Here is a 21,406-nt window from a genome sequence, read left to right on the forward strand (position 1 = left end):
CCTGGCCAAGCTGGCCGGCGGTGTTGCGGTGATCAAGGTCGGCGCCGCCACCGAGGTCGAGCTCAAGGAGCGCAAGCACCGCATCGAGGACGCCGTCCGCAACGCGAAGGCCGCCGTCGAGGAGGGCCTGCTGCCGGGTGGTGGCGTCGCGCTCGCGAACGCCGCCGTGACCGCGTTCGAGAAGCTCGACCTGCAGGGTGACGAGGCCACGGGCGCGAACATCGTCCGCGTCGCGCTGACCGCGCCGCTCAAGCAGATCGCCGTCAACGCCGGTCTCGAGGGTGGCGTCGTGGCGGAGAAGGTCAACTCGCTGCCCGCGGGTCACGGCCTCAACGCCGCGACCGGCGAGTACGTGGACATGTTCGCCGAGGGCATCGTCGAGCCGCGCAAGGTGACCAACTCGGCGCTGCAGAACGCAGCGTCGATCGCCGCGCTGTTCCTCACCACCGAGGCCGTCGTCGCCGACAAGCCGGAGAAGGCCGCTCCGGCGGCCCCGGGTGGCGGCATGGGCGGAGACATGGACTTCTAGTCCGGCCTCACCAGCTCAACGACGCGGGGCGGGTCCTTCGGGACCCGCCCCGTTCGCTGTCCCCGGCCCGGAGACCCGGTCAGCAGAGGGTGCGTCCGGTCCACCCCGACGACAGCCGGACGCGGGGGAGCAGTCCGCCCGTCCGCCCGCGGTAGAGGTACAGCACGCCGGTGGCGATGTCGACCGCGACCAGGTCCGGATGCCCGTCGCGGTCGAGGTCGCCGACGCCGACGAGGTTGCGCCGGCCCGCCCACCCGCCGCCGAGCGACACCCGCCGCGCGAAGCCGCCACGCGGCGAGCCCGGGTAGAGGTAGAGCACGCCGGTCGCGGTCTCGCGGGCGAGCAGGTCGGCCCGCCCGTCGCCGGTCAGGTCGCCGATGGCGGCGATCGCGCTCATCGCGCTCCAGCCCGAGCCGATGCGGATGCGCCCGGCGAGGGCGGTGCCGCGTCCCGGGAAGACGAACAGCGCGCCGGTGCGCAGTTCGATGGCGATGAGGTCCGGACGCCCGTCACCGGTGAGGTCGCCGACGACGGTGATCCCGCGGTAGGCCCGCCAGCCCCCGTGCCCGAGCTCGATCCGCCGTCCCCAGCCGGTGCCGGTGCCGGGGTAGAGCCACAGCCGGCCGCTGAGCCGGTTGCGGGCGATGAGGTCGTCGCGTCCGTCGCCGGTGAGGTCGCCGTGCCGGGTGAGGACGTCGTAGTCGGTCCAGTCGCCGGGCAGCGCACGGGCCGGTTCGAAGGCCACGCCGTTGCCGGCGTACACCGACAGCGTGCGGCGCGACGGGCTGCGGGCGAGCAGGTCGGTCCAGCCGTTCCCGGTCAGGTCCCCGAAGGTCGGTGTCGGCGGCGGCGCGAGATCCACGACGGAACTGTCGACGTTGAGGGTCACGCCGCCCCACGTCTCGTCGTGCCCGCCGCGGTACTGGTGCACCCGGCGGTGCGGCGCCCACATCGTGGCGGGCACCGCTGGGTTGTCCGTCGTCGCGACGCCGTCCCAGCGCGCGAGGTCGAGGTAGTCCGGGTGCGGCCGCCGCACCGAGCCGAAGTCGGCCACCAGGTCGGTGACCCCCGAAGCGATGCTCGCGTACACGCCGCTGAGCCAGGCGCGGTCGTGCAGCCGCTGCGTCCAGGCGCCGAGGAAGGTGAGCACCGCGCTGCGGCAGCGGGCGTCGCCGACGCGGTAGGCCTCCATGTCGAACACGAGGGTGCTGCCCGGCGGCAGGCCGAGCGCCGTCGCCGCGGCGACCGCGCTGTCGGCCTCGGCCACGCCCTGCGCCGCCGCCCGGGCCGGGTCGATGAGGTGCTGCTTGGTCGAGGTGGTGCACGGCGCCTGCAGGCCCAGGTAGAGCGGCAGCAGCCGCCACCCGGACGCGACCTGGTGGGCGACCCACGCGGCGGTGAGCTCGGGCTGGGCGCAGAAGCGGTTGCTGCCCCCGACGTAGACGCCGACCGTACGGTACGGCGAGGCGAGCCACGCGTCCATGCTCGCCGAGCTCGGTGCGGTGCAGGCATCGAACGCGAGACCGTGAACGGTGCCCGGCTGCGACGCGATCACCGGCTGCGACGCGATCACCGGCTGCGCCCCGACCATCCGCTGGGGTCCGTGCCCGACCGCCTGCGCCGGCCGCGCCGCCGGCGTCACGATCACGAGCACGATCGCGAGCGCGGCCGTCGCCGCCGGGACCCGTCCGATCATCGCCCCTCCTCGTCCGTCCGCTGTCAGGGCAGCACGGTCGGCATGCGCCGCCCAGGGGCGATCGCAGTCGGTGCGGCCCGAGTCGTGCCCGGGCAGGGGCCTCGTCGGCACGCGACGGCGGTGCGAGGATGCCGCGCATGGGACCGCGCGACTTCGACCCGGTGGCGCTCGGGAACGCCGAGTGCGACGCGTGGATCGGCTACTACCGCCGCGACTGGCGGGCGGTGCTCACGGCGTCCGTGCGCATGGTGCGCATCGGCTTCGGCATGAACCGGCCGCGGACGCTGCTCGGCGCCTGGTACGTACTGCGGGCCAACCAGGCGTGGGCGCCGGTGCCGGACAACGACCCGGCGAGGGCGCGGGAGTACATGCGCCGCTTCTACGCCCTGGTGCAGCGCGACGGCGGCCTCGCCCTCGACCCCGTCGAGGCCGCGCGGCGCGAGGTCGAGTGGTGGCGCGTGCACCGCGCCCACCAGCGGCAGAGCCAATACGGCGAGGACGAGCTGGCCGACTGCCTCGTCGAGCTCTACGGCTACGTCTACCGCGCCGAGCCGGACGCGGTCCGTCCGGCGGCGGTGCACCGCGTGGTCGCGATGCGGCACTCGGACGCCTGGGTCGCGGGCGGCTGCCGCATGACCGACCCACTGCTCGTCAGCGAACGTGAGGAGCTCGTCGCGTCCTACACGGCGCTGCTGGCGGCCGTGCGGCGCTGACTCAGACCGGCCACCAGTAGGGCAGATCGGGCGGCTCGGTCCAGCCGAACCGCCCGTAGAACTCGGCGTCCTTGCGCAACAGGTTGCTGCGGTGGCTCGCGTGCAGCCGCTCGTCGCCGAGCCACGGCGGCGGCACCGCAGGGTCGGGACGGGCGTGCACCTGCAGCTTCTCGAGCACCGTGTCGAGGTGGCCGCGGCGGATCCACTCCTCGCACACGACCGTCGAGTACTCGAGCAGCGCGGTCTCGTGGCCGCGCCACATCTTCACGCAGGGGTGGTGCTGCCAGCCCTTCGTGACCCCGTCGAGCGTGCGGATCACCTGATACGCCTCGACGCGCTGCTTGCCGAGCCGGGCGTCGTCGAGCACGCGGGCCGACTCGGTGTAGGACGGCGAGGGCAGGAAGGTCTGCACCCCGGAATGGCTACCCCAACAACTGGTCGGGGAAGCACCACCGCCAGGCCTCGCCCGGCTCGATCGAGCGCATGACGGGATGGTCGGTCTCGTGGAAGTGCCCGGTGGCGTGCTTGCCGACCGACGAGTCGCAGCAGCCGACGTGCCCGCAGGCCAGGCACAGCCGCAGGTGCACCCAGCGGGTGCCGTCGCGCAGGCACTCCTCGCAGCCGTCGGGTGTCCGGGCGACCGCGACGCGGGGCGAGTCGCGCAGGTGCTTGCAGTCGCCGGCGCGCACCGAGTCGGTGGTCAGCTCTTCCTCAACACGGGTTGAGGCGTCCTCGATGCGGTCGAGCAGCGACTCCTCGAGATCGATCGCGCTGAGCGCCGAGCGCAGCACGGCGTCGTCGTACTTGCCCTCGTCGCGCGCCTCGAGGATCGACGACCGCTCGGCGGCGAGCATCTGCATGCGCAGGCGGCGATAGGCCGCGCCGGGTGGTTCGAGCTCGGTGTGGGCGCGTCCGAGTTGCTCCCAGATCCGGTTCGGCCGCCGCTCGGCGCGCTGCCGCAGCTCGTCGATCACCTCGGGCGGGTCGTCGTCGCTGCGGATCTCCTCGAGCGCCGCCAACCCGGCCCGCGCCGCGTTCGTCACCAGCCCGGCCGCCTGCAACGCGTCCTCTGCGGCGTCGGGACCGGTGAGCCCGAGCCGCCGCACCAGCCACGGCAGGGTGAGGCCCTGCACGAGCAGCGTGCCGGCCACGACCGTGAAGGCGGCGAGCCGCAGGATCGCGACGTGCGGGGTGCCGGCAGGGATGAGGAAGACCGCCGCGAGTGTGACGACGCCGCGCATGCCGGCCCACGACACGACCGCGCTGATGCGGGGCGGCCAGGTCGGTGCGTGCAAAAGTCGCAGCACGCCGGATGACGCGAACACCCACAGCACGCGCGAGAGGACGGTGGCACCGAAGACCGCGGCGCAGATGCCGACGATCTGCGCCGACGGCATGCGCTCGCCCTGCACGTCGTCGAGCAGCGCGCGCAACTGCAGCCCGATGAGCAGGAAGACGACGTTCTCGAGCAGGAATTGCACCGTGCGCCAGTTGGTGTTCTCGGCGATCCGGGACGCCGCCGTCTGCAGCACCGGCGACTTGTGGCCGAGGATCAGTCCGGTGACCACCACGGCCAGCACGCCCGAGGCCTTCGCCTCCTCGGCGGGCAGGAACGCGACCCACGGGGCGGCGAAGCTCAGCGTCGTGTCGAGCACGGGATCGGTGATGTGGCGGCGCACGGCGGCGAGCACGAGCGCGGCGGCGAGACCGATCGCGACACCGCCGCCGGCGGCGCGCACGAAGTCGAGGCCGACATGCACGGTCGAGACGCTGCCGGCGAGCGCCGCCAACGCCGTGTTCAGCGCGACGAGCGCGGTTGCGTCGTTGAGCAGGCTCTCGCCCTCGAGGATCGACTCCATGCGCCGGGGGATGCCGACGCGCTTCACGACGGTCGTGGCGGCGACGGCGTCCGGTGGTGCGATGACCGCGCCGAGCGCGAAGGCGGCCGCGAGCGGCAGGCCCGCGAGCGTCCAGTACGTCACCGCGCCGACGGCGAGCGTCGAGAACGCGACGAGACCGACCGAGAGCAGGACGATCGGCCGCTTGTTGGTCCTGAAGTCGACGAGCGAGGTGCGGATCGCGGCCGCGTACAGCAGCGGCGGCAGCAGGCCGATGAGGACGATGTCCGGCTTGAGCTCGATCGTCGGCAGGCCGGGGATGAACGACAGCGCGACGCCGACGAGCACGAGCAGCAGCGGCTCGGACATCCCGACCCGGCGCGCGCCGGCGGCGACGAACCCGACGACCGCGACCAGGCCCAGCAGGACGAGGGCGACGTGCATGGTGCGGGCGGGTCAGCTCAGCCGGTCGCGACCTGGTCGGCCGGCGGCGCGGTGATCGTGACCGGTGCGCCGAACGCGCTCGCGGTGATGGTGATCGGCACCTTGGCGCCCTGCACCACGGCCTGCCGGCTCACCCGCACCGGGCGGCCCTGCGCGTCGAGCCACAGCTCGGTCGCCGAACCGGCCAACGTGGTGGTGTAGTCGTCCTTGCCGGGGAAGCCCGCGGGCAGCTTCGCTGCGTCCACCACGAGCGTGTAGTGGGTGGTGGCGGTGCCGTCGATGATCGCCGGGCCGTCGTCGGTGAGCGACTTGGCGGCGGCGATGAAGGTGACGAGGTTGGTCGGCGAGGCCGCGCCCTGGATGCCGCTGAGGGCCCCGCCGAGTTGCGAGGCGACGAGGTTCTTGCTGTCGGCGCTCACCGCCAGCCACGGCTTCCCACTGGTGTTGAGGCCGGTCGGCACCTGCGCGTACGCCTTGCCGCCGCTGAGGATCACGCGCACCTTGCCGACGCCGGCGATGCTGCCGGCCAGGTCGACACCGGTCAGCTGCCCGTTCGCGAAGGTCGCCGGGCCGCTGCCGTCCACCTTCTGGTTCAGCAGGGTCGCCTGCACCCTCAACGTGGCAGTGCTGACCGACGCGACGCCCTGCCGCACCTTCGCCGACAGCTCGGCGGGCGACGGCGCGCTCGACGTCGCTGTCGACGGGGTCGAGGAGGCCGTCGTCGGCGGGCTCTCGCGCTGCCCGCTCGACGAGCACGCGGTCAGCGCGGCGAGGCCGGCGGCGAGCAGCAGCGTCAGCGGTCGGCGCGAGGTCACGCCGCCACGTTACCTGCGTGCCGTGATGTCCCATTCGTGATGGACGAGGTCGTGCAGGAAGTAGCGGCCGAGCGAGTCGACGGTGAACGCAGCACCGTCCGAACGCCGTCCGCGACGGTCGGTCTGGTCGGGCCGCACGGCCGCGAACGCGGCACCCACCTCGCCGGCGGCCTGCTGCAGTTCGGCGGCGATGGTGGCCGGCTGCTGCGTCCAGTACCGCTCCTCCAGCGCGGTGGCGTCCTGGTCCCAGTTCGCGAACTGCGGGTCGTCCTCGGTGAGCATGCGATCGAGACGGACCGTGAACATCCGGCAGACGTCGCGGATGTGACAGGCGTACTCGACCGGCGACCAGATGTCGGGTGCGGGACGGGCGGCCGCGTCCGGGTCGGCGAGTCGTGCCGTGAAGGTCGCGACGACCCGGTCGATGCCGGCGGGGACGTCGGCCAACGACACCGTCGCGGCGTCGTAGCCGCAGTCGGCGCAGCGTTCGCCGAGCACCCAGGTCCAGTCCTTCGTGTCCGGCGGCGGGGCGGCGGGAGCGGTCATGCCCTGGATCCTGGCGAACCCGGTGCGCGGCTGCCGCCGACATCGCGTCACGCTGCGTCGGGATCACGACGGTCGGGCTCGGCGCCGACGGGCACGGCGACCGCTAAGGTCGAGCCTGGCCCCGCGTCGTGGCAGCGACGCATCGCCGAGACTCGGAGTGACCGTGACGGACAGCGCGACCGGCGAGACGCCGACGCCCCATCCCCGCATCCTCATCGCCGACGACTTCCAGGACGTCCGCATGCTGCTGCGTCTGCAGCTGCAGCGCACCGGCAGGTTCGAGGTGGTCGGCGAGGCCGCGAACGGTGAGGAGGCCGTGTCCCGCGCGACCGAGCTGCAGCCCGACGTCGTGCTGCTCGACATGTCCATGCCACGCATGGACGGGCTCGAGGCGCTGCCGCTGATCAGGGACGCGGTGCCGAACGTGCGGGTGCTGGTGCTGTCCGGCTTCGACGAGGGCAGCATGGCGCAGAAGGCCCTCGAGCTCGGCGCCGACGGCTACATCGAGAAGGGCCTGCGCATGAACCTGGCCGAGAAGATCGACTCGGTGCTGGGCTGACGCAGCTCAGGCGGCGGCGTCGGCCGCGACACTGCGCGTGAGCCGGGCCAGGCGCTCGGCCACGACCCGCATCACGTCCGGGTGCGCGCCCATGCCGTTGTGACCGGCCTCCACCTCGACCAGCTCGGCGTCCGGGTCGAGGCAGCTGTGCCAGTCGATGATCCCGTCGTACTGCGAGTAGACCGACGTGTACTGCACGCCGTCGGCGAGCGGCAGCGCGAGCTCCTCGGCGACGCGCGTCGCACACTCGCCGGTGACGCAGTCGGCGCTGATCACGCGACGGAAGCCGCGCTCGTGCAGCTTGAACAGCCACTCGAGCTGCTTGCGCACGTGCGCGGCGACGCTGAGCTGGCCGGTGACTGGCGCGCTCAGCACGATGAGGCCGCAGATCAGGTCCGGACGCCGTTGGGCGGCCAGCTTGGCGATCATGCCGCCGCGGCTGTGCCCGATCACGACGAACTTGCGGCCCTCGGCGGCGACGAGTTGCTCGACGCGGCGCAGCAGCCGCTCGACCATGTCGTCGGTGCAGCCCAGGTTGGCGCCCACCGAACTGCCGAAGGTGCGGTGGCCCTGACGGCGCAGGTGTCGCGCGAGCAGGGCGAGCGAGGCGTCGCCCGCGATGAAGCCGGGGACGAGCAGGACTGGCACGGCGGCGTCCGGTGTCGGCTGCGGCACCCGCCGGCCGAAGACGCCGAGCAGATCGCGGTAGGCGCGACGCTCGGCGGCGAGCGCGGCCGCAGTCGGCTTGTAGTCCGTGTCCGGCGCCAGCAGCGCCGGTGGCAACACCGCCACCATGTGTCATCACCCGAGTCCGTGCGGCCTCACTGTCGAGGCGTCCGAGGGTCATGTACCCGTCGGACGGGCACGATGAACCGATGTGGTCGACTCATCAACGATCGCGGGGCGCCTGATCTTCCACGAGGAAGACGCCGAGGTAGACGACGGACGCGGCCAGCTGCAGCAGCCGGTCGGCCGGGGTCTCGCCCCTGTCCCGCAGCTGCACGACGAGCAGTGCGGCCGCGGCCAGCGCGAGCAGCAGTGCGGCGAGGCCGGTCGCCCGCGCGACGCCCGGGCGCGGCGACCGCATGCCCAGGGCCACGGCGATGAGCGGCCCGCCGGCCAGGACGAACAGCAGCGGGCCGCCGATCCAACCCTCACCGGATCGCGGGTCGGCGGTCGCGGTGTCGATGACGCTGGCGATGGTCACGAAGCCGGCCAGTGCGACGACCGCCCACCACACCGCGCGGCGCGCCGTCGCCCGGTCGTCCGGTCGGGCGCGGTGGTGGGGTGGTCGCGTGCGGGTCACACGAGCGACTCGACCCGTCGGCGGAGGCCCTCGGTGGCAGCCGTGACGGCCTTCTTCATCACCTGCCGGACGAGGAAGCCCGGCACCGGGATGGACGGCTCGATGTCGAGGTCGTAGCTGACGTGCGTGGCGCCGCCGTGCTCGCGCAGCCGGTAGCTGCCGTGCTGGCCGCGCTGCTGCCCGGCCTTCACGAGCGACCAGCGCACGCCGAGGTCGCTCCACTCGTAGTCGAGCACCTGCTCGTCGGCGAGTCCGGCCGCCGTCACCCGCATCGTCGCGCGCCGGGGACGTCCGGCGTCGTCGACGCTGTCGACGTGGGCGGCCTTGTGCACCGGTGACCACGCCGGGTAGTCCGGCAGGTCGGCCAGGACCGCCAGGACGGCGGCCGCATCGGCGTGGATGTCGACCTCGGCGTGCACTGCGACCATGGCGCGACGCTACGAGCCGTCCGGGTGCCGCGACCGGGCCGTTGCGACCGCTTCGGTCCCGGCGCGCGTCGTGCCCCGGGGCATGGACACCCAGGCGCCGCCGGCCCTAGCATCCGCGCCACGCGTGCTGACCGCTCGTGTGGGGGGACGATGACCGGCTACGCACTCGACGCGAAGGCGTCGCGGCGGAAGAACAACGCGCTGGCCCTGCAGGTCGTGGACGACACGGGTGCGGTCGCGACGGCGGTGCAGTCGTCGGCCGACGGACGCCGCACCCGGACCGCCGTGCTCATGGGCTGGCGCAACGGCGGGGCCGGCCGGCACGGCGTCACCTTCGCCGACGGCCGCGAGCAGGTCGTCGAGGTGGCCGGCGGCGCCCCGACCCGGGTGCTCGACGCCGGCGGCGCGGTCGTCGCGACGATCACGCCGGGCGCACCGTCCGAGTACCGCGCGGCCGACGGCGCCGTGGTGCTGCACGTGCAGCCCGACGGGCCGCCGACGAAGGGCAAGCTGCCGATGGCGGTGACGCGTCCGGACGGCAGCGTGCTGGCCCGCGCGGTCGACGTGCGCACGAACACCGAGTGGTCGGTGCGCGACGCGCTGCGGGACGCCGGGGACCTCGTCATGCTCGTCACCGGCAGCGGTGCCGGGTCGCTGCCGATGCGGCGCTTCGGTCTGCAGGTCACCGCCGACGCGCCGCCGTCCACTGCCGAGCGTGACGCTCTGGTCGCCATCGCCGTCGCGATCACGATCGGCCTGGCCGACCTCGTCCCGCAGTTCGAGCGGACGAAGCGCTCGTGATCATTGCGGTCCGGTGTGCCGCGGGCGGTCCAGCAGACCGCAATGATCAACGGTGGGGCGCATCGACGTACCCGATGCCGAGACTTCCGAGCGCGACCTCGCCGATCACTGCCGGCTGGACGAGTCACCTGATGATGCGACCCGTGCCTGGGGAGCGCGGGCCGGGCCTACTCACTCGTCGTCGGTCGGCACGTCCGGGAGGTCGGGCAGCGGGGCCACCAGGTCGTCGGCGTCGATGATCGTGTATGCGTACCCCTGCTCGGCGAGGAAGCGCTGGCGGTGGGCGGCGTACTCGGCGTCGAGGGTGTCGCGCGAGACGACGGTGTAGAAGTGCGCCTGGCGTCCGTCGTGCTTCGGACGCAGCACCCGGCCGAGCCGCTGCGCCTCCTCCTGCCGCGAGCCGAAGGTGCCGCTGATCTGGATCGCGACGGCCGCCTCCGGCAGGTCGATCGAGAAGTTGGCGACCTTCGACACGACGAGCACCTGCTCCTCACCGCGCCGGAAGGCGTCGAAGAGCTTCTCGCGCTCCTTGTTGGTCGTCGAGCCCTGGATCACCGGGGCGCCGCCGAGGGCCTCGGACACGTCGTCGAGCTGGTCGAGGTATGCGCCGATCACCAGCACCTGGTCGTCCGGGTGCCGGTCGACGATGGCCTGGACGATCGGCAGCTTCGTCCGCGCGGTGGCGGCGAGCTTGTAGCGGTCCTCCGGCTCGGCGGTCGCGTAGGTCATCCGCTCGGCGTCGGTGAGCGTCACTCGCACCTCGGTGCAGTCGGCCGGCGCGATCCAGCCCTGGTTCTCGATGTCCTTCCACGGCGCGTCGTAGCGCTTGGGGCCGATCAGGCTGAAGACGTCGCCCTCGCGGCCGTCCTCGCGGATCAGCGTCGCGGTGAGCCCGAGCCGGCGGCGGCTCTGCAGGTCGGCGGTGAGGCGGAAGATCGGTGCGGGCAGCAGGTGCACCTCGTCGTAGATGATCAGGCCCCAGTCGCGCGAGTCGAACAGCTCGAGGTGCCGGTACTCGCCGCCGCGCCGGGCCGTCATCACCTGGTAGGTGGCGATGGTGACCGGGCGGATCTCCTTCTTCTCGCCGCTGTACTCGCCGATCTCGTCCTCGGTGAGCGAGGTGCGGGCGAGCAGTTCGCGCTTCCACTGGCGTCCGGCGACGGTGTTCGTCACCAGGATCAGCGTCGTGGCGCGGGCCTTCGCCATCGCGGCCGCGCCGACCATGGTCTTGCCGGCGCCGCAGGGGAGGACGACGACGCCGCTGCCGCCGTCCCAGAACATGTCGGCGGCCTGCTGCTGGTAGTCGCGCAGCTGCCAGCCGTCCTGGTCGAGGTCGATCGGGTGCGCCTCGCCGTCGACGTAGCCCGCGAGGTCCTCGGCCGGCCAGCCCACCTTGAGCAGCGCCTGCTTCAGCCGGCCGCGCTCGCTCGGGTGCACGAGCACGGTGTCGTCGTCGATGCGCTGGCCGAGCATCGGCGCGATCTTCTTCTGCCGCAGCACCTCCTCGAGCACGGCGCGGTCGAGCGAGATGAGGCACAGGCCGTGCACCGGGTGCTTGGCGAGCTGCAGGCGCCCGTAACGGTCCATCGTGTCGGCGACGTCGACGAGCAGCGCGTGCGGCACGGCGTAGCGGCTGTAGCGGACGAGCGCGTCGACGACCTGCTCGGCATCGTGCCCGGCGGCGCGGGCGTTCCACAGGCCGAGCGGGGTCAGGCGGTACGTGTGCACGTGCTCGGGGCTGCGCTCGAGCTCGGCGAACGGCGCGATCGCCGCCCGGGCCTCCTGGGCGATCGGGTGGTCGACCTCGAGCAGCAGCGTCTTGTCGGACTGGACGATCAGAGGGCCGTCGTTCACACGATCTCCAACGCAGACAGGGGAACGTTCATTCTGCCTTGCGGCGTGGCGCCTTTGCGCCGCGTGTGTGTGGTTCGCCGCCGTCGAGCCGACAGCTGGGGGCGCAAAGCGGCTGGCTGGGCCTGGCTTTGCGCCGCGTGCGTGCGATTTGCCGCCGTCGAGGCGACAGCTGCAGGCGCAAAGCGGGGTCAGGCGGGGGTCTCGGGGTCGTCGTCGATGTCGTCGTCGGGACTGAGCATCACGGCGGTCAGGCGGTGGACGGCGTAGCTGACCAGGCCGGCGTGGCCCTGCTCGTAGCCGCGCACGACGCCGCCGCCGAGGGAGATGGGACGCACCGTGTGCTGGCTGATGCTGCCGTCGGGCAGGGCGAGGCCGATGTCGACGCGGCGCGACTCGCGCACCGCCTTGCGCAGCAGCTCCATCGTCGCGGCCGAGGTGACGCCCGGGATGTTCGCCGCGGCGGCCGGCACGCGCCGGCTCATCGAGCTCAGCGCGTCGCCGCTGCGGATGCGGCGCACCGTCTCGGCCAGCTGCGCGTCCGACTCGGCCGGGCCGGTGGTGCGCAACGGCCGGGGTGCCGGACGCGAGGGTGAGCGCGCGGGCTCGGCGTCGAGCGCCACGACGAAGCCGTCGGCGGCCTCGGCCGCCGGGGCATAGCCCGCGGCCCTCAGCACCTCCAGCACCCGGTTCACCGGCGCGGTCGAGATGGCGACGGTCGGGGCGAGCAGCCGCAGGTCGAGGGCGGCGGTCGACCGGTCGGCGACCACCCGGGCGAGCACCGCCTCGTCGTCGCTGCGCAGGTAGGCCGACGCGGCGCCGGTGCGCAGCACGCCGTGGCGCCGCGCGGCGTCCTCGATGAGGTAGGTGAGCGCCTGCGGCACCGGCGTGCGTGACCGCATGCCGACGAAGTCGAGCAGGTCGGCTGCCTGCCGTCCGGCGTCGAAGGCGCGGCGCACGCTGGCCTCGGTGATGCGGTAGACGTGGGCGCCGCCGGTCGACTCGAGGTCGGCGAGCAGGTCGAGCTCGGCGGCCACCGGCGCGGTGGGCGGACCCGGCACGACGACGGTGAGATCGGGCTGCACCACGAACTCGTCGACCGGCACGGGCAGCGCCGAGGCGAGCGCGGCCAGCGCGGACTCCTGGGCCGCTGCGGCCGTGGCGCCGGACGCCGGCGGCGCGGCGAGCAGCGTGCGGCCGAACCCGGTCGGTCCGCCCGCGGCGGTGAGGCCGAGCAGGTCGGCCTCCTCGAGCACCGCCATCGCCATCGCGCGCTGCCCGGCCGCGCGCCGCGGCGCGAACCACGCGAGCTGGTCGAGCACCGCCTCGCGGTTCGGCGGGGCGCCGCCGGGCGGCAGCGCGAGCAGCGTGTCGAGCACCTGGCGCCGCAGCGCCGGTCCGGTGCCGCGCTCGGCGTCGGGCGACAGCACGTTGATGAGCCGCTCGCGGTCGCCGCGCTGGTTCACCAGCATCGGCTGCCGGGTCATCGCGAGCCACGCGGTGGCCAGCGGCACCCAGCGTGCGGCCGGCTCGCGCGAGCGCCAGGCGTCGTACTCGGGGGTGGGCAGGAACACCGGCTCGACGGTGTTGGTCGAGTTGATCAGTCCGGCGGCGTAGGCGACCTCGATGACGACGGCCGTGGTCGCTTCGTCCAGACCGAGCGTGCGGGCGGTGCGGCGCAGCTCGCGCACCCCGACGCCCCCGGCACGAAGCAGCGCGGGCGGCTGCGCCGTCCAGCTGTCGGCCAGCGCCTCGACCCGACGCAGCAGGTCGAGCACGGCGGTGGTGGCGATGCGGTCGAGCTCCTGCGGGTCGCGCTGCACGGGCTCGTAGCGGGGCGGCTCGGGCGACACGCGTCCGAGGGGATGGGGGCGCAGCGCGATGCCGACCTCGCGCGGCAGCTCGACGGTCTGGGCGTCGATCGCCACGAGCAGCGCGCGGCTGATCAGGCGGTGGGTCACCGAGGTCTCACCTGTGACGACGGCGAGCTGCGCGCGGCGCACCGTGCCAGCGGGGGGACCTGCGGCGAGTCGTTCGAGCAGCGCCCGCTCGTCGGGCACGAGCGCGGCGAGCTGGTCGCGCAGCCAGTCGGGGTCACCGACCCGCTCGGCCACCGCGATGCCGCTCGCGGGCTGCTGGCCCGGCGGCAGCCCCAGGGCGGCCAGCACCGGCCGCAGCTGCACGTCGGCGACGGTGCGGAACAGCAGTGCCGCGGGGCGGCCGAGCCCGGCGGGGTACGTGCCGACGGCCTCCCGCGCGCTCGGCACGAGCCGCAGCGCGGGCGCCTCGCCCCAGATCAGGCCGCGGGCGAGCAGCGTGTCGATCGCCGGATCGGCCGGCAGCCCGTCGAGCAGCCGCGCGGCCGCCTCCGGGTCGACGTCGTCGCGTGCGTCGGCGGCCAGCACGAGTGCCTCGAGCACGCGCAGGGTGAAGGCGTCGAGCGCATCGACCGCACGCTGCACCGAGGTGCGCACGCCCAGGCGCCCCGCGACCGCGGCGAGATCGCTCGGCAGCGGCACCGCCAGGTCGGGTCGGGCACGCAGGAGTTCGGCGAGCTCGCGGTCGCTTCGTCCGCGCAGCCAGTCGGTGAGCGTCGGTCGCGGGGCTGCGTCGTCCCGCGCCGGCGGTTCGACGCTCACGCGGGCTCCGGCTGGGTCAGTGGTCGCCCGCCAGGTTGGGACGCGACTCCGGGCCGGGGTGCACGTAGTGCAGCTTCTCGACGGGCAGCGGGAAGATCATCTCCGGGCCGAACGGCGAGTGCGCTCCGGCCTCCGACCCCAGCAGCTCCGAGACCACGAAGTCGTCCGGGTGCGCGGGCGAGACGATGGCGGGGGTCCGCTCGGTGGCGCCGGCCATGAGGGGTTCCTTTCGGGTCCGGGTCGAAGGTTCAGTCTGCCAGAGGACGCTGTGCGGCGGCTCGGCGTACGGCCTCGCGCTGCTCCTCGCGTCCGGCACGCAAGGCCGAGCCGACCGCCATCGCGCCGCCGATCGGCGCCAGCAGGCAGAGCAGGTTCAGCCAGAGCGGCCGGTTGTGGTCGTCGACGAAGAACGGCAGCACGTCGATCGCGATGAAGACCAGGCCCAGCACGAACAGCACCAGACCGATGCGCACGGTGCGGGACGTTCGGCGACCGGTGTCCGGGTCGGCGTCGGTGGCAGGCACCCGTCCAGTATCCCCTGTGAAGTCCGGGGCGCCGCGCAGTAACCTTGGCAGCTGGACGAGGCACCGTCGCTCCGACGGTGCCTCCAGTCGTGTGAGGAGTAGGTCGTGCCGACCGGCAAGGTGAAGTTCTTCAATGCGGACAAGGGCTTCGGGTTCCTGTCCAACGACGAGGGCGACGACGTCTTCGTCCACAAGGACGCCCTGCCCGCCGGGATGGCCGAGCTCAAGCCCGGCCAGCGCGTCGAGTTCGGCATCGTCTCGGGTCGCAAGGGGCTGCAGGCGATGCAGGTGCGCGTGCTCGACCCGCTGCCGTCGGTGACCCGGGCGTCGCGCAAGCCGGCCGAGGAGATGGCCCCGCTCGTCGAGGACCTCATCAAGCTGCTGGACGGCATGTCCAACGCGCTGCAGCACGGCAAGTACCCCGACCGTGCCCACGGCAAGAAGGTCGCCGGCGTCCTGCGCTTCGTGGCCGACCAACTCGACGCATAGCCTTCTCCGCCCTGGTGCGGATCCTCCTCGGGAACCCTCGCTGGCGCTCGGGTCCGTCGTCGGTCCGCTGCTCGCTTCGCTCGCGCCGCATGGCGGCGGGCGGGCTCTTCGCGCGAGCGCTCATCGCGTTGGTGGTCGACCCGACGGCCCTTTTGCGTCGCCGGTGATCAGCGCAGCGCGGGATTGCGCGGCACCAGGCCGGCGGCGTGCGCGCGGCCGAGGAGGGCTTCGGCGGCGGCGTAGCCCTCGTCGCCGAGGTCGCGGGTGAACTCGTTCACGTAGAGCGCGATGTGCTGCGCCTGCACGGTGGGCGACAACTCGTCGGCGTGCTCGGCGACGTAGCCGGCCGAGGCGGTCGGGTCGGCCCAGGCGTGCTCGACCGAGGCGCGGACGACGCGGGCGAGGCGGTCGGCGTCGAGCCCGCGGCGGGCCAGGATGGCGCCGAGCGGGATCGGCAGGCCGGTGTCGCGTTCCCACCACTCGCCGAGGTCGACCATCGCCTGCAGGCCGAAGTGCGGGTAGGTGAACCGTGCCTCGTGGATCACCAGCCCCGCGTCGTACCGGCCGTCGCGCACCGCCGGCATGATCTCGGCGAACGGCACGACGTCGATCGCGGCCGGGTTCGCGCCGGCCGCCCAGAGCCGGAAGAGCAGGTAGGCGGTCGAGCGCTCGGACGGGACGGCGACGGTCCGGCCGTCGAGCGAGTCCAGCGGCTCGCGCGTCAGCACCAGCGGGCCGCACCCACGGCCGAGCGCGCCGCCGCACGGCAGCAGCGTGTACTGGTCGAGCAGCCACGGGAGCGCCGCGTACGAGACCTTCACCACGTCGAACTCGCCGCGCTCGGCCGCCGTGTTCGTGACGTCGATGTCGGCGTAGGTGACCTCGACCGGCGGTGCGCCCTCGATCAGGCCGTGCGTCCAGGCGTGGAAGACGAACGTGTCGTTCGGGCAGGGCGAGAAGGCGAGCCGCAGCGGGGACGTCATGGCATCCAGTCTGCGACGGACGCGATCGCCGCGGCCAACGCGGTGAGGGCCTGCGGGATGCGCCATGCGTCGCGGTCACGCGGGCCGACCGGGTTGCTGACCGCGCGCAGCTCAGCGCAGGGCACGCCGAAGCGCGCGGCGGCGGCCGCGACGCCCGCACCCTCCATCCCCTCGGCGACGGCGTCGGGGTAGCGCTCGGCCAGCGCGTCGGCGGTGGCAGCGGTGCCGGTGACCGTGGCGACGGTGAGCACGGTGCCGAGGTGTCCGCCGGTGCGGTCGGCCAGCTGCACGGCGAGCGCGGGCGGCACCTCGTAGGCGACCCTGCCGAAGCCGAGCGACGGCAACGGCACGAAGCCGTCGGCCGTCTCGGCGCCGAGGTCGGCGAAGACGATCGAGGACGCGACGGCGATGTCGCCGTGCGTCAGCGGCGCGAACCCGCCACCGATGCCGGCGCCGATCACGAGGTCGACGCCCCCGTGCGTGAGCCGGGCGGCGGTGGCGGCGGCGGCCTCGACCGGCCCGACCCCGCCCACGATCACCTCGGCGCTCGTCGCGCCGATGGCGTCACGCTCGGCCTCGACGGCGCAGACCACCAGCAGGGTCATCGTAGCGGCACGGTCAGTTGTCGACCTTGACCTCGGCGACCCACTGACCGACCTGCGTGCCGTTCGCGCTCGTGACGACCAGGTAGTAGTCGTTGACGCTGGTGGCGACCTGCAGCCGGGCCGTGTGGGTGTCCTTGCGGACGCCCGAGTTGACGCCCGGGTCCTGCAGCGCCTTGGCCGTGCCGTTGCCGACGAACTGGGCCGACCGGACGCTCCACTGGCCCTTCGCGATCGCGCGGGGCACGTCGACCAGGATCGTGGCGCCCTTCGCGACGTGCAGCGTGCCGCCGGCGCCCTTGCGGTAGTGGCAGTGGTCCTTGTCGAAGCAGAAGCTCAGGTAGTCGACCGTCGTGCTGTCCGAGCCGCTCTGCACGGTCACCTGGGGCACCGGCTTGTCGCACGCGGCGAGCAGGCCGACCGAGGCGACCAGCACGCCGGCCAACGCCAGCGGGCGCCGGGAGGACGAGCGGAGGCGGCGGGCCCGAGCGATCACGAGGACTCCTGCGAGGTCACGACTGGTACGGATCGCCCGCCACGGTACCGGGGCGCTCGGGCCACTCACGCCGGGCGGAGGCCTGAGTGAGAGCCCGGTGACGCAGTGCCACGACGGCCCCGACCCCGCCGAGTACGACCGTCGGGACGATGTAGCCCCAGCGGCCGTTGCTGGTGGGCAGCACCACCCCGACGGCGGCGCCGACGACCCACGCCAGCTGCAGGAAGGTCTCGGACTTGCCGAAGGCGGTCGAGCGCAGCGTCTCGACGACGTCGCGCTGGATGAGGGCGTCCAGCGCGATCTTCGACAGGGCGTTGGTGATCGCCGCGACGAGCATGCCGAGGATCGCGACGAGGATGTCGAACAGCAGCGCGACGAGCAGGCAGGCGAACGCCGCGGTGCAGACCGAGATGACGATGATCAGTTCGGGACGGTGCATGGCCAGCCGGGTGCCGATGGCGGTGCCGAGGAAGTTCCCGACGCCGGCCGCGCCGACGACGCCGCCGAGCTGCAGTACGCCGGTGAGCCCGTGCTGGGTCGACTCGACGTAGAAGGCGAGGTAGATCGTCAGCAGGCCCGACAGCAGCCGCAGCGCCGACTCGCCCTGCAGCGCGATGACCAGGTGGTCGTCGAAGCCGCGGCGGGCCCACGACTGCAGGCGGGTCAGCGGCGGCACCCGATCCTGGGTGCGCGGGCGTGGCGGTTCCTGCGGGTGCCGGGCGGCGCCGACGGCGGAGTCGACGTTCGCCGGCAGTTTGAACGCGAAGACGGCGCACGCGAAGAAGCCGATGGCCGTGACGAACAGGCCGAAGCTGTACGAGCCGGTGACCTTGATCAGCACGCCGACGAGGCCGCCGAGCACGATCGTCGAGCCGAGCCCGAAGATGGTCAGCCGTGCGTTCGCCTCGGTGAGCGTCATCGTCCGTGGCACCAGCCGCGGTGCGGCGGCCGCGCGCACGACGCCGTACGCCTTCGACATGACCAGCGAACCGAGGGCACAGGGGTAGAGCACGAGCAACTCGCTGCTGTACTTCGCCATGATCAGCGCGAGGACGCCGCGGACGACCGCGGTGCCGGCCATCGTCCAGCGCCGGCCGTGCTGCAGCCGGTCGAGCAGCGGGCCGATCACCGGCGCGATCACCGCGAACGGCGCCATCGTGATGAGCAGGTACAGCAGCACGTTGCCGCGCTGGGCGTGGGTGGACGCGCCGAAGAAGACCGTGCCCGCCAGCGCGACGGTGACCATCGCGTCGGTGCCGTAGCTCAGCACCTGGTTCCAGATGAGGGCGGTGAGCCCGGACTCGTGCGCGCCGTCGGCCTTGCTCGCGGTGATGACCTTGCGGGTGACCGTACGGGCGACCTTGTTCGTGCCGCGCGCGGCGGCGACGGTGATCGCCATCGCCGGGCTGCGCGGCTTGTCGTCACCGTGATAGGTCGGGTGGCCGAACTCGTCGACGCCGTCGAGGGGGACGCGGGCGGTGCGCGGCCCGGACGACGGGGGTGGGCCGGCGTGGCCGTACCCGCCGTGGTGACCCTGGTCGTACGGCGGCGGGTACGCCGGGGGCGGGTAGGCCGCCGGGGGCGCGTACTCGGGCGGGGGGTAGGCCGGGGGCGGCGCCATGCGGCGTGTCGGCGGACCGGGCGTCGCGTCGGGCAGCGGGTCGCGGCGGTGGCTCGTGTGGCCGGACTTCGAGAACCGCCCGGGCGGTTTCGGGTCGCGTTGCTTGGCCACGTCCCCATCCTGCCCCAGAGCCACGACACTTTCCGTCGACGCGGCGCGTCGCCCGCGCGGTGGAGGGCACGCGCCGGCGGGGCGGTCTCGTGCCGCGTCCGCGCGGCAGGGACAATGGATGGGTGACCGAACCCGGTACCGCGACCGCTGCGCTCGACGACGTCCTCGCGGCGGCGGTCGAGCTCGCCCAGCAGGCCGCCCGCGAGGTGGGCGGCGACTCGGTCGGCGCGCACCTCGCCGTGCTGCCCGAGGACGAGCACGTCGTCTCGCACGCGTTCGTCTCGACGCTCCCCGGCTACACCGGCTGGATGTGGGTCGTCACCCTCGCCCGCGTGCCCGGCGCCGAGCCGACCGTGGACGAGGTGGTGCTGCTGCCCGGCGAGGGCGCGCTGCGTCCGCCCGCCTGGGTGCCGTGGCACCAGCGGGTGCGTCCGGGCGACCTGAGCCCGGGCGACCTCCTGCCGACGGCGCCCGACGACCCGCGGCTGGTGCCCGGCTATGTCGACTCGGACGATCCCGAGGTCGAGCAGGTGGCCTTCGAGCTGGGCCTCGGGCGCGAGCAGGTGCTCTCGCGCGAGGGGCGGCTGCAGGCGGCCGAGCGCTGGATCGACGGCAACGGCCCCGCGGCGCCGATGGCCCGGCAGGCGCCGGCCACGTGCGGCACGTGCGGGTTCCTGGTGCCGCTGGCCGGGTCGCTGCGCGCCGGCTTCGGCGTCTGCGCGAACGAGGTCACCGAGGTCGACGGCCAGGTGGTGAGCGTCGAGTACGGCTGCGGCGCGCACTCGTCGGTGCGTGCCGAGCCGACGATGACGGCCGAGGCTGCCGCGGTGGTCTACGACGACGGCGAGATGCCGCTCTCGCTCTGATCGGTCCGACGGTCAGAGGGTGCGGCCGGCCAGGCGGTGCCGGTAGGCGAGCGCCGAGCCGAACAGGCCCTCGACGAATCCGGCCAGGCTCGTCCAGAGCCAGATGCGGTGGCCGTGGTCGCCGAGCCAGCCGGTGAACGGCAGCAGGGCGACGAAGGCGACGAGGAAGGCGATCGTGCCGATGAGCGCGATGGGGCCGGAGCGGATGGGCGCCGGCGGCGGCACCACCAGCGCCGGCTTCGCGCCCTCGGACGTGCTCACGGGCCCGACTCTAGCCGGGGGACGCCCGGTGCCCACCGCGCTCGACCTCGCCGGGGTGCTGCGCGTCCTGCGCGACGAACCCGACCTCGTCTGCCTCACCGGTGCGTGGGCCGGCGGCGCGACCGTCGTCGCCCGCGCGCCGACGCGCGTCGCCGACCACCTGCCGCCCGGCCCGGCGGACGGGTGGTGGCTCGGTGTGCTGCCGTACGACGGACCGCCGCGGCTGACCCGGCACGACCACCTGCTCGTGCTGCGCGCCGGGCAGTGGTCGGTGGTGGCGTCCGGGCCGGTGGACGAGGCCGACGAGCTGGCCCGCCGGCTGGCCGCGCCCCCACCGGCGGCGCGCCCCTTCGGCAGCGGACCGTTCGGCGGCGCGGACGCCGCGCGGCATCTCGCCGCCGTCGAGCAGGCGATCGGCAGCATCCGTGCGGGCGAGCTGTACCAGGTGAACGTGTGCACGCGGCTGTCCGCTGACTTCACCGGCGACCCGGTCGAGGCGTTCCTGGCCCTGCTGGCGCTGCGTCCCGACCGGGCGGCCTACGTGCGCGCGGGCGACCGGCACGTGCTCAGCGCGAGTCCCGAGGTGTTCCTGCGCCGCGTCGGACGCACCGTCTCGACACGGCCGATCAAGGGCACGCTGCCCCGGGTGCTCGGCGCTGATGAGCGGTTGCGGCGCTCGGTGAAGGACTGTGCCGAGAACGTCATGATCGTCGACCTGCTGCGCAACGACCTCGGCCGCGTCTGCGTCACCGGCTCTGTGCGCGTGCCCGAGCTCTGCGTCGTCGAACCGCACGCGGGCGTGTGGCAGCTCGTGTCGGCCGTCGAGGGGGAGCTGCGTGCCGACGTCGACGACGCGTCGCTGCTCGCCGCGACGTTCCCGCCCGGCTCGGTGACCGGCGCGCCCAAGCACAGCGCGGTGGCGGAGATCGCGGCGCTCGAGGCGGCGCCGCGGGGCGTGTACACCGGCGCGATCGGGTACGCCGGCGCCGACGCCGCCGAGTGGAACGTCGCGATCCGCACCTTCGAGATCTCCGCTGGACGCATCGAACTCGGCGTCGGGGGTGGCATCACCGCCGACAGCGTGCCCGTGCGCGAGTGGCACGAGTGCCTGCACAAGGCGGCCCCACTGGTCTCGGCGCTGGGATCGTCGGTGACGGCCTCGCCCGAACTGCGGCCGAGCGCGTCGCACGTCGCGGGCGGCCTGCTCGAGACGCTCGCCGTGCAGGGCGGTCGGCCGGTGCGGGTGGTCGAGCACCTGGCCCGGCTCGATCGATCGGCGCGCGAGCTC

24 protein-coding genes are annotated in these 21,406 nt (G+C 73.7%); 7 read left to right on the forward strand and 17 right to left on the reverse strand.

Annotated elements, in window-relative coordinates; genetic code table 11:
- The coding region (locus ACTHMS_RS01550; RefSeq protein ID WP_440304920.1) for a TCP-1/cpn60 chaperonin family protein at positions 1-529 on the forward strand (529 nt) is incomplete at its 5' end.
- Positions 530-608: 79 nt separating this feature from the next.
- Here the strand turns inward: ACTHMS_RS01550 and ACTHMS_RS01555 are convergent.
- Positions 609-2,225, reverse strand: coding sequence for a glycoside hydrolase domain-containing protein (locus tag ACTHMS_RS01555; RefSeq protein WP_440304921.1), 1,617 nt, complete (start codon positions 2,223-2,225; stop codon positions 609-611).
- A gap of 137 nt (positions 2,226-2,362) precedes the next feature.
- Here ACTHMS_RS01555 and ACTHMS_RS01560 point away from each other — a divergent pair, with 137 nt between their 5' ends.
- Positions 2,363-2,938 (forward strand): hypothetical protein, encoded by a 576-nt coding sequence (locus ACTHMS_RS01560; RefSeq protein ID WP_440304922.1) that lies wholly within the window; start codon positions 2,363-2,365, stop codon positions 2,936-2,938.
- Position 2,939: 1 nt separating this feature from the next.
- Here the strand turns inward: ACTHMS_RS01560 and ACTHMS_RS01565 are convergent, their stop codons facing one another.
- Genes ACTHMS_RS01565 through ACTHMS_RS01580 form a run of 4 tightly spaced genes read right to left on the reverse strand, consistent with a single transcriptional unit; the run spans position 2,940 to position 6,581 of the window.
- Complete coding sequence (locus tag ACTHMS_RS01565; protein WP_440304923.1) at positions 2,940-3,350, reverse strand: MSMEG_6728 family protein; 411 nt, start codon at positions 3,348-3,350, stop codon at positions 2,940-2,942.
- Between the two features lie 10 nt (positions 3,351-3,360).
- Entirely contained in the window at positions 3,361-5,220 is a 1,860-nt protein-coding gene (locus ACTHMS_RS01570) for a Na+/H+ antiporter (protein ID WP_440304924.1), read from the reverse strand.
- Positions 5,221-5,237: 17 nt separating this feature from the next.
- Complete coding sequence (locus ACTHMS_RS01575) at positions 5,238-6,035, reverse strand: hypothetical protein (protein WP_440304925.1); 798 nt, start codon at positions 6,033-6,035, stop codon at positions 5,238-5,240.
- A 9-nt stretch (positions 6,036-6,044) separates the two neighbouring features.
- Entirely contained in the window at positions 6,045-6,581 is a 537-nt protein-coding gene (locus tag ACTHMS_RS01580; RefSeq protein WP_440304926.1) for a DinB family protein, read from the reverse strand.
- Positions 6,582-6,744: 163 nt separating this feature from the next.
- Here ACTHMS_RS01580 and ACTHMS_RS01585 point away from each other — a divergent pair, with 163 nt between their 5' ends.
- Positions 6,745-7,140 carry a response regulator transcription factor gene (locus tag ACTHMS_RS01585; RefSeq protein WP_440304927.1) on the forward strand — a complete coding sequence of 132 codons (396 nt, stop codon included), beginning with the start codon at positions 6,745-6,747 and terminating at the stop codon, positions 7,138-7,140.
- A 6-nt stretch (positions 7,141-7,146) separates the two neighbouring features.
- On the opposite strand, the gene ACTHMS_RS01590 is transcribed toward ACTHMS_RS01585, so the two are convergent.
- The 3 genes from ACTHMS_RS01590 to ACTHMS_RS01600 all read right to left on the reverse strand — a co-directional run bounded on the left by ACTHMS_RS01590 (position 7,147) and on the right by ACTHMS_RS01600 (position 8,874).
- On the reverse strand, positions 7,147-7,935 hold the full coding sequence (locus tag ACTHMS_RS01590; RefSeq protein ID WP_440304928.1) for an esterase/lipase family protein: 789 nt from the start codon (positions 7,933-7,935) through the stop codon (positions 7,147-7,149).
- Positions 7,936-8,029: 94 nt separating this feature from the next.
- The gene (locus ACTHMS_RS01595) at positions 8,030-8,446 is read right to left on the reverse strand and encodes a hypothetical protein (protein WP_440304929.1); all 417 of its coding nucleotides are present in this window, start codon (positions 8,444-8,446) and stop codon (positions 8,030-8,032) included.
- Positions 8,443-8,874, reverse strand: coding sequence for an SRPBCC family protein (locus ACTHMS_RS01600; protein ID WP_440304930.1), 432 nt, complete (start codon positions 8,872-8,874; stop codon positions 8,443-8,445). Before ACTHMS_RS01600 ends, ACTHMS_RS01595 begins: the two co-directional genes overlap by 4 nt.
- 150 nt (positions 8,875-9,024) lie before the next feature.
- On the opposite strand from ACTHMS_RS01600, the gene ACTHMS_RS01605 reads away from it, so the two are divergent.
- Positions 9,025-9,675, forward strand: coding sequence for a hypothetical protein (locus ACTHMS_RS01605; RefSeq protein WP_440304931.1), 651 nt, complete (start codon positions 9,025-9,027; stop codon positions 9,673-9,675).
- Positions 9,676-9,846: 171 nt separating this feature from the next.
- On the opposite strand, the gene ACTHMS_RS01610 is transcribed toward ACTHMS_RS01605, so the two are convergent.
- From ACTHMS_RS01610 to ACTHMS_RS01625, 4 genes are all read right to left on the reverse strand, one after another.
- Entirely contained in the window at positions 9,847-11,529 is a 1,683-nt protein-coding gene (locus tag ACTHMS_RS01610; RefSeq protein WP_440304932.1) for a DNA repair helicase XPB, read from the reverse strand.
- Positions 11,530-11,717: 188 nt separating this feature from the next.
- The gene (locus ACTHMS_RS01615) at positions 11,718-14,165 is read right to left on the reverse strand and encodes a helicase-associated domain-containing protein (protein ID WP_440304933.1); all 2,448 of its coding nucleotides are present in this window, start codon (positions 14,163-14,165) and stop codon (positions 11,718-11,720) included.
- A 16-nt stretch (positions 14,166-14,181) separates the two neighbouring features.
- Positions 14,182-14,382 (reverse strand): hypothetical protein, encoded by a 201-nt coding sequence (locus ACTHMS_RS01620; RefSeq protein ID WP_440304934.1) that lies wholly within the window; start codon positions 14,380-14,382, stop codon positions 14,182-14,184.
- A gap of 31 nt (positions 14,383-14,413) precedes the next feature.
- Entirely contained in the window at positions 14,414-14,689 is a 276-nt protein-coding gene (locus ACTHMS_RS01625) for a hypothetical protein (RefSeq protein WP_440304935.1), read from the reverse strand.
- Positions 14,690-14,794: 105 nt separating this feature from the next.
- On the opposite strand from ACTHMS_RS01625, the gene ACTHMS_RS01630 reads away from it, so the two are divergent.
- Positions 14,795-15,178, forward strand: coding sequence for a cold-shock protein (locus ACTHMS_RS01630; RefSeq protein ID WP_440304936.1), 384 nt, complete (start codon positions 14,795-14,797; stop codon positions 15,176-15,178).
- Positions 15,179-15,345: 167 nt separating this feature from the next.
- Here ACTHMS_RS01630 and ACTHMS_RS01635 read toward each other — a convergent pair whose 3' ends face one another.
- Genes ACTHMS_RS01635 through ACTHMS_RS01650 form a run of 4 tightly spaced genes read right to left on the reverse strand, consistent with a single transcriptional unit; the run spans position 15,346 to position 18,991 of the window.
- On the reverse strand, positions 15,346-16,161 hold the full coding sequence (locus tag ACTHMS_RS01635; protein WP_440304937.1) for a 1,4-dihydroxy-6-naphthoate synthase: 816 nt from the start codon (positions 16,159-16,161) through the stop codon (positions 15,346-15,348).
- A complete protein-coding gene (locus ACTHMS_RS01640) occupies positions 16,158-16,766 on the reverse strand; it encodes a futalosine hydrolase (protein WP_440304938.1) in 609 nt (202 codons plus the stop codon). The genes ACTHMS_RS01635 and ACTHMS_RS01640 overlap by 4 nt, the downstream gene beginning before the upstream one ends.
- A gap of 13 nt (positions 16,767-16,779) precedes the next feature.
- Positions 16,780-17,259 carry a DUF2771 family protein gene (locus ACTHMS_RS01645; protein WP_440304939.1) on the reverse strand — a complete coding sequence of 160 codons (480 nt, stop codon included), beginning with the start codon at positions 17,257-17,259 and terminating at the stop codon, positions 16,780-16,782.
- 16 nt (positions 17,260-17,275) lie between these two features.
- Entirely contained in the window at positions 17,276-18,991 is a 1,716-nt protein-coding gene (locus ACTHMS_RS01650) for an MFS transporter (RefSeq protein ID WP_440304940.1), read from the reverse strand.
- 122 nt (positions 18,992-19,113) lie between these two features.
- On the opposite strand from ACTHMS_RS01650, the gene ACTHMS_RS01655 reads away from it, so the two are divergent.
- Positions 19,114-19,857 carry a DUF3027 domain-containing protein gene (locus tag ACTHMS_RS01655; protein WP_440304941.1) on the forward strand — a complete coding sequence of 248 codons (744 nt, stop codon included), beginning with the start codon at positions 19,114-19,116 and terminating at the stop codon, positions 19,855-19,857.
- Positions 19,858-19,869: 12 nt separating this feature from the next.
- Here the strand turns inward: ACTHMS_RS01655 and ACTHMS_RS01660 are convergent, their stop codons facing one another.
- Positions 19,870-20,118, reverse strand: coding sequence for a DUF2530 domain-containing protein (locus tag ACTHMS_RS01660; RefSeq protein WP_440304942.1), 249 nt, complete (start codon positions 20,116-20,118; stop codon positions 19,870-19,872).
- Between the two features lie 28 nt (positions 20,119-20,146).
- Between ACTHMS_RS01660 and ACTHMS_RS01665 the strand changes: the two genes are divergently transcribed.
- On the forward strand, positions 20,147-21,406 hold a 1,260-nt coding region (locus ACTHMS_RS01665; protein ID WP_440304943.1), incomplete at its 3' end, for an anthranilate synthase component I family protein.

This window comes from Jatrophihabitans sp. (genome assembly GCF_051960575.1).
In the GTDB taxonomy this organism is placed as follows: Bacteria; Actinomycetota; Actinomycetes; order Mycobacteriales; family Jatrophihabitantaceae; genus JBQCEE01.